9 protein-coding genes are annotated in these 10,203 nt (G+C 65.4%); all 9 read right to left on the bottom strand.

The window, feature by feature from the left end:
* Positions 1–746, bottom strand: a 746-nt coding sequence (locus ENJ37_03935) for a flagellin FliC (protein ID HHL39633.1), incomplete at its 3' end; no start/stop codon positions are given.
* Positions 747–954: 208 nt separating this feature from the next.
* Complete coding sequence (locus ENJ37_03930) at positions 955–1,803, bottom strand: flagellin FliC (GenBank protein ID HHL39632.1); 849 nt, start codon at positions 1,801–1,803, stop codon at positions 955–957.
* A gap of 138 nt (positions 1,804–1,941) precedes the next feature.
* Positions 1,942–2,775: a flagellin FliC gene (locus ENJ37_03925; protein ID HHL39631.1), complete on the bottom strand. Its 834-nt coding sequence runs from the start codon at positions 2,773–2,775 to the stop codon at positions 1,942–1,944.
* A gap of 286 nt (positions 2,776–3,061) precedes the next feature.
* On the bottom strand, positions 3,062–3,661 hold the full coding sequence (locus tag ENJ37_03920; protein HHL39630.1) for a hypothetical protein: 600 nt from the start codon (positions 3,659–3,661) through the stop codon (positions 3,062–3,064).
* 4 nt (positions 3,662–3,665) lie between these two features.
* On the bottom strand, positions 3,666–5,003 hold the full coding sequence (locus tag ENJ37_03915) for a DUF115 domain-containing protein (GenBank protein ID HHL39629.1): 1,338 nt from the start codon (positions 5,001–5,003) through the stop codon (positions 3,666–3,668).
* Between the two features lie 85 nt (positions 5,004–5,088).
* A complete protein-coding gene (locus ENJ37_03910) occupies positions 5,089–6,996 on the bottom strand; it encodes a DUF115 domain-containing protein (protein ID HHL39628.1) in 1,908 nt (635 codons plus the stop codon).
* On the bottom strand, positions 6,996–8,252 hold the full coding sequence (locus ENJ37_03905) for an ATP-grasp domain-containing protein (GenBank protein ID HHL39627.1): 1,257 nt from the start codon (positions 8,250–8,252) through the stop codon (positions 6,996–6,998). The genes ENJ37_03910 and ENJ37_03905 overlap by 1 nt, the downstream gene beginning before the upstream one ends.
* Positions 8,245–8,982, bottom strand: a complete 738-nt coding sequence (locus ENJ37_03900; protein HHL39626.1) for a 3-oxoacyl-ACP reductase FabG — start codon at positions 8,980–8,982, stop codon at positions 8,245–8,247. Before ENJ37_03900 ends, ENJ37_03905 begins: the two co-directional genes overlap by 8 nt.
* A complete protein-coding gene (locus tag ENJ37_03895) occupies positions 8,979–9,917 on the bottom strand; it encodes a transketolase family protein (GenBank protein ID HHL39625.1) in 939 nt (312 codons plus the stop codon). The genes ENJ37_03900 and ENJ37_03895 overlap by 4 nt, the downstream gene beginning before the upstream one ends.
* Positions 9,918–10,203: the final 286 nt, after the last annotated feature.

Raw genomic sequence — 10,203 nt, 5'->3', positions numbered from 1 at the left:
CTGGTGAAGACCGCCGTCTCGTAGGCGAAGTCGGCGTCCCTTATGCGCGACTCGGCGGCCTGGAAGTTGGTGAACGAGACCTGCAGGTTCGCAAGCGCCGCGTTGAGCCTGTTGGTCGTGGCGCCGAATACGGCGCGCGCGTCGTTCACCGTCTTGAGCGCGGCGCTGACGCTGTCCATGGCCGAGAGAGCGCCCGTAACGCTGGTGAGCACACCGGCGGTCAGGTCGACGCCGTTGGTGCCGGACGTCAACGTGGCGAGGCTCACGCTGAGCTGGTCGTTGCTCGAGCTCTTGAAGCCTATGTAGAGCGTGAGCGAGTTCAGCGTGCCGTCGAGCAGCTTCTTGCCGCCGAACTCGGTGGTGTTGGCGATCCTGTCGATCTCGGAGACGAGCTTGTTGTACTCGTCGTTGTAGTAGCCGCGGGTGGTCGCGTCGAGCGTGCCCTGGGCCGCGCTGGCCGCGAGTTCGCCCATCCTGGTGAGGATGTTCGTTATCTGCTCCGAGGCCTTGTCGCTTATCTCCATGGCGCTCACGCCGTCGTTTACGTTGCGCATGGCCACCTGGATCATGCGCGACTGGCTGCGGAGCTGGTCGGCCCTTGCGAGACCGGCCGCGTCGTCGGCCGAGCTGTTCACACGGTAGCCCGACGAAAGCCGCGCTACACTCACCCTGAGCTGGGCGTTGGCCGTCGCAAGGTTCTTCTGCGCGATGAGAGACGCTATGTTGGTGTTTATTACGACTGACATCTCATACCCTCCTTAGTCTTGAAGACCGGCGTCCTTGCCGTCTCAACCGGCGGTTCCGCCGAGCGGAACACCGGAGCCTCTACCTACCTGCCTTGACATGTGCGGTCCGGGGACATACCGTCGGGACCCTTACGGCCTGCCAGCGGGCTGAGAGCGTCCCGCCGGGGCCGTCGGAGCGGGGACCGTCAGGGGTCCGCCCCTATCGGCTCTACCCTCCGAGCAGGCTCAAGGCTGCCTGGGGGAGGAAGTTCGCCTGGGCGAGCACCGAGGTTCCCGCCTGGACGAGTATCTGGTTCTTGGTGAAGACCGCCGTCTCGTAGGCGAAGTCGGCGTCCCTTATGCGCGACTCGGCGGCCTGGAAGTTGGTGAACGAGACCTGCAGGTTCGCAAGCGCCGCGTTGAGCCTGTTGGTCGTGGCGCCGAATACGGCGCGTGCGTCGTTCACCGTCTTAAGCGCGGTGCTGAGGTAGCCCATGGCCGAGAGCGCCGCCGCTACGCTGCTCAGCGCAGCCTTGGTCAGCGCCAGTCCGCTCGACGAAGAGCCGCTCGTGGCGATGGTGAGGTTCTGAAGGCTCACGCTGAGCTGGTCGTTGCTCGAGCTCTTGAAGCCTATGTAGAGCGTGAGCGAGGTCAGCGAGCCGTCGAGCAGCTTCTTGCCGCCGAACTCGGTGGTGGCGGCGATCCTGTCGATCTCGTCGATGAGTTTGTCGTACTCGTTGCTGTAGTAGCTGCGGGTGGTCGTGTCGAGCGTGCCCTGGGCCGCGCTGGCCGCGAGCTCGCCCATCCTGGTGAGGATGTTCGTTATCTGCTCGGCGGCCTTGTCGCTTATCTCCATGGCGCTCACGCCGTCGTTTACGTTGCGCATGGCCACCTGGATCATGCGCGCCTGGCTGCGGAGCTGGTCGGCCCTTGCCAGGCCGGCCGCGTCGTCAGCCGAGCTGTTCACGCGGTAGCCCGACGACAGCCGCGCCACACTCACCCTGAGCTGGGCGTTGGCCGTCGCAAGGTTCTTCTGCGCGATAAGCGACGCTATGTTGGTGTTTATTACGACTGACATCTCATACCCTCCTTAGTCTTGAAGACCGGCATCCTTGCCTTTATCCGCCCCGGTCCACCATCGAGAGCGACCGGGGAGCCTTACCTACCTACCGGAAGGAAGCCCCGCCGGGGGCTTCTTGCTTGTGAAACAGAGGGTTTATCCTCCGAGCAGGCTCAAGGCTGCCTGGGGGAGGAAGTTCGCCTGTGAGAGCACCGAGGTTCCCGCCTGGACGAGTATCTGGTTCCTGGTGAAGACCGCCGTCTCGTAGGCGAAGTCGGCGTCCCTTATGCGCGACTCGGCGGCCTGGAAGTTGGTGAACGAGACCTGCAGGTTCGCAAGCGCCGCCTGGAGCCTGTTGGTCGTGGCGCCGAATACAGCGCGCGCGTCGTTCACCGTCTTGAGCGCGGCGCTGATCGCCTCCATGGCCGAGAGCGCCCCCGATACGCCGGTTATGATCCCGCTGGTGAGAGCAAGCGAGGAGGTAGCCGTGAGCGCCTGGAGGCTTACGCTGAGCTGGTCGTTGCTCGAGCTCTTGAAGCCTATGTAGAGCGTGAGCGAGGTCAGCGAGCCGCCGTTGAGCAGCTTCTTGCCGCCGAACTCGGTGGTGGCGGCGATCCTCTCGATCTCGGAGACGAGCTTGTCGTACTCGTCCTTGTAGTAGTCTCTTGTCGCCGAATCGAGCGTGCCCTGGGCCGCGCTCGCCGCGAGCTCGCCCATCCTGGCAAGGATGTTCGTTATCTGCTCGGCGGCCTTGTCGCTTATCTCCATGGCGCTCACGCCGTCGTTGATGTTGCGCATGGCCACCTGGATCATGCGCGCCTGGCTGCGGAGCTGGTCGGCCCTGGCGAGACCGGCCGCGTCGTCGGCCGAGCTGTTCACACGGTAGCCCGACGACAGCCGCGCCACACTCACCCTGAGCTGGGCGTTGGCCTGCGCAAGATTCTTCTGCGCGATAAGAGACGCTATGTTGGTATTGATGACTACAGACATTTCCAACCCTCCTTAGCTTGAAACCCGGCTTCCTTGCCGTCTTCGCCCCGGCCCAGAGGCTTCGGTCAGGAACTCCTCACCCCCTTTCCGACCGCGTCCTCTCTATTCGCCTCGCGGGCCTTCAGTCCTTAACTACATTATCGGAGGCGAAAATGAAAACTTTAGAAGCCGGGGCACCTTCCGGGGGATTATTCCGTAAAAAACGCAACCAGAGGGTTATCGGTGGTCTGTGGGGGCAGGATGGGATGATACGGCAAATGAAGGGGGGGAGGAGCGTAACGGCGGCTCATCCGCCGGGGGCTCTCAGGGCCTCTTCCAGCTTGTCCAGAAGCGGCGATATCTCGTACTCCAGGAGGTCGGCCATGAGGACCATGTCGCCCGATTGCTGGGCCGAGCGAAGCTCCTGGAGAAGAGCCTCCAGGGAGCCGTAGAGGCTGCTCGGCTCTCCCTGGAAGGGCCTTATGTCGTAGGTCCTCACCTTGTCGAGGGCCTCGATGGTGCGTACGAGTTCGTTTATGTCAACAAAGACCTTCGAAAGCCCCGTGAGCGCCTCCTCTTCCTCGCCGGAGCGCAGGCGCTCGACAACCTCGCCGATGAGCCCCGTTATGACCTCGAGGTATTCGATGCAGGTGGCGACGCCGTGGAGCGCGATGGACTCGACGGAGTCGGTCAGTATCCGTATCTCACCGAAATCGGCCATCGCCGCGGACCGGAACCTCTCGGCGGTCCAGTCGTCGCGGCGTTCTCCGTCGGCCACCACACCGGTTACGACCATCTTGTGAGGGGCCACCTCCCTTGCCAGGGCGTCGATGAGCTCACCGACGGTCGAGGGGCCGTCCTTTTCTTCGATGTCCAGCCTGTCGTCGTCGAGGTAGACGATTGTCATGAGCTCACCCCCCGGACTGCGGCAGCGGCGCTCTCGCCGCACCGGCTATCACGGCCCCCCGGGCCGTGAAGTTCGTCCACGACACCCCGCCGTGGGCCGCTATGTAGCGCTCAAGCTCCCTGAGATAGGCGATAAGGTTCTTCGACGTGGCCAGCATCTCCCCGCCGGCCCCCTTTATGCGGCGCTGGAGCGAGCCGTTCTCCATCCGCTCCCTGAAGGGCATCCCCTCCACGTGGCTGAAGCCGTCGGTGAAGGCGAAGTCGCAGCCCGCAAGGACCACCTCGGCGCAACCGAGTCTTACGGCGAGGTCGACGGCCGGATGGATGACCGAGCCGCCGGAGAAGAGCACCCCTTTCTCCTCCATCGCGGCTTCGAGCCCTTTCATTGTGGAGAGGAAGGCCAGAACCTTCGGCCCCTTCCATCTATCTACGGCCTCGCTCACCACGGTGGGGGCGAAGACGAGGGTGCCCTTCGATTCGCCCGCGCCGAGAAGCTCCGCTATGTCGGGATGGGGGTCGACGGCGACGACGAAGTCGGGCTCCAGCCCCGCCGCCACTACCGCCCCGCAGGCGGCGTCGACGACGATGGTGACCGCCTCGTCCCAGCCGGCCCTGAGCCCTTCGATGTCGGTGCTGAGCGAAGGACCGGCGCCGAGCACGAAGGCCCGCCCCCCCTGCTCCGTGCCGAAGAGGGCGGCCACGCCCTCAAGGGTCGAGTAGCGCCGCCAGTTGCCGGCCACGAGCCGCCTCATCTCGCCGTCCATCTCTTGCCAGCGGCGCGTCAGAAAGTCGCTGTAAAGGCCCTCTTCGAGGAGGTCCCGCAGCGGCGCAAGCTCGGCCGACGCGGCCTTGAGCGACGGCGGGTGGCGTATGACGAGGGGGCTAAAGGGGGCCTCTTCCTTCAAGGCCCGCGCAAGGGCGGCCGCGCCGCCGAGGATGAGCTCCACCCGCTCGTCCCCGAAGATCGCACTGTAGTCGAAGAGCTCGAGGGTCTGACGAAATAGTATGACATTTGTGGGAAAGATGTAAAGTCTTTTTGCCCCGGCGAGCCTCTGGATGACGGCCTCGATGAAGTAGTCCGCCCCCCAGCCGAAGAGGAAGGCGACGGCGGCGGGTTCGAGGCGCTCCGCGAAGCGGCGCGCTTCGAGCACCGGGTCGTAACGGCTGTGGAGATAGAGCCCGTCCCAGCGCAGCGTCAGGGCCCCGCTCCTCGCCCGCTCGACGGTCAACCGCCGGCCGTCCCCTCCCCCCCCGCCGCCGCCGTCTTCAAGGACCGCCGCGGCGCCCGCGCCCCAGCGGCCGCGCAGGATCTCGAGATTTCTCTTCAGCACTTCACCGCTCACCGCGCATCCCCCTCGCGCCCCGGCGGCCCGGCATCCCGGAGACCGCGTAAGAAGGTTCCCCCCGGCGCAACAACTCGGGGCGTCCTCAACCTTGCGCCGCCGCTTCCCTGCGGGCCCTGTCGATTATTGCGACGGCCTCTTCGACTCTCGGGATGAAGCGCTCGCACACGCCGGAGACCTCGCCGTAGGAGAGGGCCGTGGCCTCGAGGTTTTTCCTGAAGTCCTCGAGCTCGTCATCGTCGCGCTCGGCCCTGAGAAACTCCTTGAGCTTGTAGGTGTAGGCCGCAAGGGCCTCCCACATGAAGGGCAGCCTCGAGGCCCTCTTGAGCAGTCTCTTCTCGAATTTCTTCATGGCCGTCACGTTTCCGCGAAGATCGAGGGTGAGCCCCGAGGCGTTGAGCTTCTTCTCCGCCGCGGCCGCCTCGTCGCCTATGGAGCGGGCGAGCCTGTCTATGACCCGGAGCGAACGGAGCATCTCCCGGAAAGAGTCTTCGAGGGCGTCGAAGTCTATGGGGGGTCTTGTGCGCCCGGCCTCGTCGATGGCCGTCTCGATCTCCGCGGCGCCGCCGATGTATCGGTCGGCCGCCTCGGCGAGTTTCATGTGGTCCATGCCCTCTATGTAGGCCCCGCCCTCGGTGGCGTTTATCATCTTCACCTCGGGCCTTTCCCTGGCCATGTGGGCCATGTAGTGCTCGAACCACTGGTGGAAGGTCACCCAGTCGTACTTGCTCGGCACGGGACGGCCGTCCAGGCCCTTGAGCCACAAGAGCGTATGGGACGTGCCGTCGCGCCCCTCGAGAGTGGGGTAGTTCCAGCTCAGCGAGACCTCCCCTTTCTCTCCGTCGATGCTCACTTCCTGGCTCTGGTATACGCCGCCGTCGGCGTGGGTCTTGCCGTCGGCGAAGGAGAGGTCCTGGCCCACGAAGATTATGGGGTTGCAGCCGAACATGACGCCCATGTCGGTGGCGGCCGTGGAGACGCTGCCGCCGCTTGCGGCCAGGTAGTCGCAGCCCCAGAAGCCCGCCTGCAGGATGCTGAGCGAGAGGTAGGGGTTGAAGTAGACGAACTTGCCCTTCGCCGCCCTGGCGAACATGTTGGGGTGGGTGACCTCGCCGAGGATGAGCCTTATCTGTTCGTCCGTGACGCCGCCGGTGAAGTACTCGGGCATGTCGTACTTCTCGGCGGCTATGACGAAATGGGGCACCACGCCGTGGTTTACGAGGACCCTGTAGGCCGTCACGGCCGCGATGATGAGGACCCTGTCCCGCAGCTCCCCGAGCAGATCGACGTTCTTTGCGAGCGAGGGGCCTGCGCCTACCACGACGCAGGGCACGCCCTTGAGCCTGCCCTCCAGGGCGTTGACCGGCGGGTACCTGACGAAGTTCCCGATGTTGGAGAAGTAGTTCTCCACCCAGTCGAGCCTCGACGATATCTCGGTGACGATGCCGACCTTGAGCGTTATCTGGGCGTTCTCCACGCGCTTGAGGTACTCGGCGAGCTCGGCCCTGAAGACCTGCTTGTAGGGCGGCAGGTGATAGCCGAGGAGGTCGTCCATGCCGTCCACATGGCCGCGTATCGTCTCGGCGAGACGGCCGAAGTCGGTGCAGAGGAAGACCTTCTCCTCGGAGAACTCCTTTCGGAGGTCCGCCTTCTCGAGCACACCCTTGAGTATCTCCATGCTCGGCTCGTAGACGATTATCTTCCTGTGTCCGCTGCGAAGAAGCGCGCGCAGCAGGTATCCGCAGCCGAGGCCGAAGAGAAGCACCCAGTCGAACTTGCGTCCTTCTATAGCCTTGAGCTGGCCCTCGGCTTCGCGCTCCGGGTCGTAGCGGCTGTGGAACCAGCGCCCCTCGTAGCGGAAGGTGAAGGCGCCGCTCCTCGCCTCCTCGATCTCCACGCCGTTGAGCTCCGGCCGTCGGAGCGCCATGGCAAGGCCGTAATCCTTCTTCCCGATGACCTCGAGGTTTTTTTCCAGCATATCGCCGTCAGTCATCAACAGCCCCTCTCGTCTTCTTTCAGCGGCTCGACACGGAACTTGACACTCTCCATCGCCCGCTCGACGTTTCTCACCGCCTCGCGCCGCGTCGCTCCTCCGGCGAGTACGAAGCCTGCGCGGTCCGCGTGGGAACGTATGGGCGGCTGCACGTCACCGGCGCGGCGGTAGATGCCCCAGAGCCGCACGCCGGCCATGGTGGATAGTCCGTCGGCGCCCTCCATGCTCACGATACGTCCCGGCGGCGGAAAGAAAAACCTTATGGCCGCGCCGCGCTCGAAACGGGGCAGGCACTCGTCCTCGCCGATGCCGTCCTTTCGGCCGAGGGCCAGCCGTATGGAGAGGGCCACGAGGTCGACACCCACGGACTCGGGTATCTGGTCGGTTGCGAAGTAGCCACCGCTTAGCCTGAGGGCGAGCTCTATGACGAGGGGTTCTCCGCCGCGCTCCTCGTCGAGCACGATATCGCCCTTAACCGTGCAGTCGTCGACGCCGAGGGCGCGGGCCGCCCCTTCCACGAGATCGCCGATCCTGCGGCGCTCCCCGTCGGTCAGCAGCGCCGGCATGGTGCCGCCGTTTTCGATCACGAAGGGCGCGTAGCGCTCCAGGTACTCGTAGTTGCGGTCCGAGAAGGCGGGGGTGAGGCAGCGCCCGCCGAGCACGACGGACTCGGTGCTTATCTGCCGCCCCCGCACGAAGCGTTCGGCCATGAGCCGCCCGCCCTGAGAAAAGGAGAGGGAAGTGCGCCAGGCCCACTCCCTGTCGGTGTCGTCTCCCACGAGGAGCACTCCGCGGGCCCCGCGGCCGTCTGCGGGCTTGAGCACGAAGGGCAGCCCGAGCCTGCGGGCCGCGGCATCGAGGTCGGCGGCCGAGCCCGGTTCCATGAACTCCGGCGTCGCCACGCCGGCCTCCTCGAAGCGCCGCTTCATGGCGGCCTTGTCGGCCGCAAGGGCGGCAGACTCGACGGGGATGCCCGGAAGGCCGAGTTCGGCGGCCACCGCGGCGACCGTCAGGGGCACGTCGTTTGCAAGCGTCATCACACCGTCCACGGGATGGGAGGAGGCGTAACGGCGCACCTCCCGCAGCGTCTCGTCCACGTCGCGGGTGCTGGCTATTATCCTCTCGTCGGCGTACTCGAAGGCCGGGGCCCCTGGGTCCATGTCGGTACCGACGACGCGAAGTCCCATCTCTTTTGCGAGCCTGTAGGCCCGCACCTGCTCCACGCCGGCCCCCACTATGAGAAGCGTCTCAGCCAAGGTGGAGCCCCCCGTTCACGTTGAGCGTGTGGCCCGTTATGTACGAGGCGTCGTCGGAGGCGAGGAAGGCCACGGCGGCGGCCACCTCGCCGGTCGTGCCCATGCGCCGAAGCAGTATCTTCTCTTCAACGCCGAGCCCCTTGGCGGCCGAGGCCATCTCCGTGGCTATGAGGCCGGGAGCCACGGCGTTCACCCTTATGCCGCGAGGCGCGCAGAAGATGGCGAGATTCTGCGTGAGCGCTATGAGACCGGCCTTGGAGACGCAGTAATGGGTCGTCCTCGGCCCGCCGTACTGGCCGCTCACCGAGGAGATGTTGACCACCGCCGCGCCGTCGCGCATCTTCGGCAAGGCCTCCTGCGTGACCTTGAAGGCGCCGGTGAGGTTCGTTCCCACCACCTCGTCCCAGTCCTCGTCGCTTATGCGGTCGAAGTCCTCGGGGCGGTTGACGCCGGCATTGTTGACGAGCACGTCTATCTCTCCCAGGGCCGAGACCGTGGCGGCGAGCGCTTCTCTTATGACGGGCCGCTCCCGCACCGAGAGCCTCACGGCGATGCCTTCGGCGCCGAGCCCCCTCACCTCATCGAGCACCCGCAGCGCCGCGGCCTCGTCGCTCCTGTAACAGACGGCCACCTTCGCGCCCTCGGCCGCCAGCCGGAGCGCTATGGCCCTGCCTATGCCGCGGCTTGCACCGGTCACCAGGGCTGTCCTGCCGCCGAACCTCCTGTTCATCGGCGCTCCTCCAGAAGTCCCCTCACCTTTGCGGCGATGTGCTCGTGCGTGAGACCGTACTTGCGGGCGAGGTCCGCCGGGTCTCCGCTCTCGGCGAAACGGTCGTCGATGGCCACCATGGCGAGCCTCGCGCCGCCGCGCAGCGCAAGGACCTCGGCCACGGCCGAGCCGAGCCCGCCCAGGCGCGTGTGGTCCTCGGCCGTGACGATGCCCTTAGTCTCGCGCGCACACCGCACTACGAGCTCCTCGTCGATGGGCTTGAGCGTAGACATGTTCACCACCCTGACACCGATCCCTTCCTCCTCGAGCATCGACGCCGCGGCCCACGCCCTGTGGACCATGACTCCGGTGGCCATTACGGTGGCGTCGCTCCCGTCACGTATGACCTTGCCCCTGCCGATCTCGAAGTCCGGGGGATGGCCCGGCACCGGGGGAAAGGGGCTGCGGCCCGTCCGCATGTAGACCGGTCCGTCGTGGTCGAGCATGGCCTCCACGGCGGCCTCCGTCTCGGCCGGGTCGCCGGGAGCGAGGACCGTGAAACCCGGTATGGCCCGGTAGACGGCCACATCCTCCATGCACTGGTGGCTCGGCCCGTCGGGACCGGTGTCAACGCCCACGTGGCTTGCCGCGATCTTCACGTTGAAGCGCGGGTAGGCGATGGAGTTTCGCGCCTGCTCGCAGGCCCGCATGGAGGCGAAGACGGCGTAGGTGGTCACCACCGGTATGACCCCGACCGTCGAAAAACCGGCGGCAACGCTCATCATGTTCTGCTCGGCTATGCCGCACTGGAAGAACCTCTCGGGAAAGACCTCACGAAAGAGGTTCGTACAGGTCCCTCCGGCCACGTCGGCGTCGAAGACGACGAAGTCGTCGCGCCTTCGCCCGAGCTCCACGAGGGCGCGACCGAAGGCCTCTCTCAATGATACCTTCTCCACCGCTCCACCTTGCCTTGCGGGACCTTTCTGCCGAGAGGTCCCGCCAACCCTTCCAAGGACTTTTGATGCGCGCCGGCTCCCCGAATCGGCTCCGCCGATTCGGGGAGCCGGCGCGGCGCTTAGGGAAGCTCTGATTAATTACCTGGGGGAAACTTTCTGTAGAAAGTTTCCCCCAGACCCCCTTCAAAGACTTTCAATACGAGTTGGTTTCCCCCTGTTTTGCTTGGCAAAACAGGGGGAAACCAACTCGCATTAAAAGTTTTTGGAGGGAGTCTGAGGGAACCTT

Source organism: Deltaproteobacteria bacterium (assembly GCA_011375175.1).
In the GTDB taxonomy this organism is placed as follows: Bacteria; Desulfobacterota; GWC2-55-46; order GWC2-55-46; family DRME01; genus DRME01.
The sequence above is the reverse complement of the archived record's forward strand: the minus strand, read 5'-3'. Positions and strand labels throughout refer to the sequence as shown.

What these genes read in the sequence shown, in the direction of transcription:
- ENJ37_03910 (HHL39628.1), bottom strand. Translation starts at nt 6,996, where the DNA reads ATGACTGACGGCGATATGCTGGAAAAAAACCTCGAGGTCATCGGGAAG.
- ENJ37_03925 (HHL39631.1), bottom strand. Translation starts at nt 2,775, where the DNA reads ATGTCTGTAGTCATCAATACCAACATAGCGTCTCTTATCGCGCAGAAG.
- ENJ37_03920 (HHL39630.1), bottom strand. Translation starts at nt 3,661, where the DNA reads ATGACAATCGTCTACCTCGACGACGACAGGCTGGACATCGAAGAAAAG.
- ENJ37_03900 (HHL39626.1), bottom strand. Translation starts at nt 8,982, where the DNA reads ATGAACAGGAGGTTCGGCGGCAGGACAGCCCTGGTGACCGGTGCAAGC.
- ENJ37_03930 (HHL39632.1), bottom strand. Translation starts at nt 1,803, where the DNA reads ATGTCAGTCGTAATAAACACCAACATAGCGTCGCTTATCGCGCAGAAG.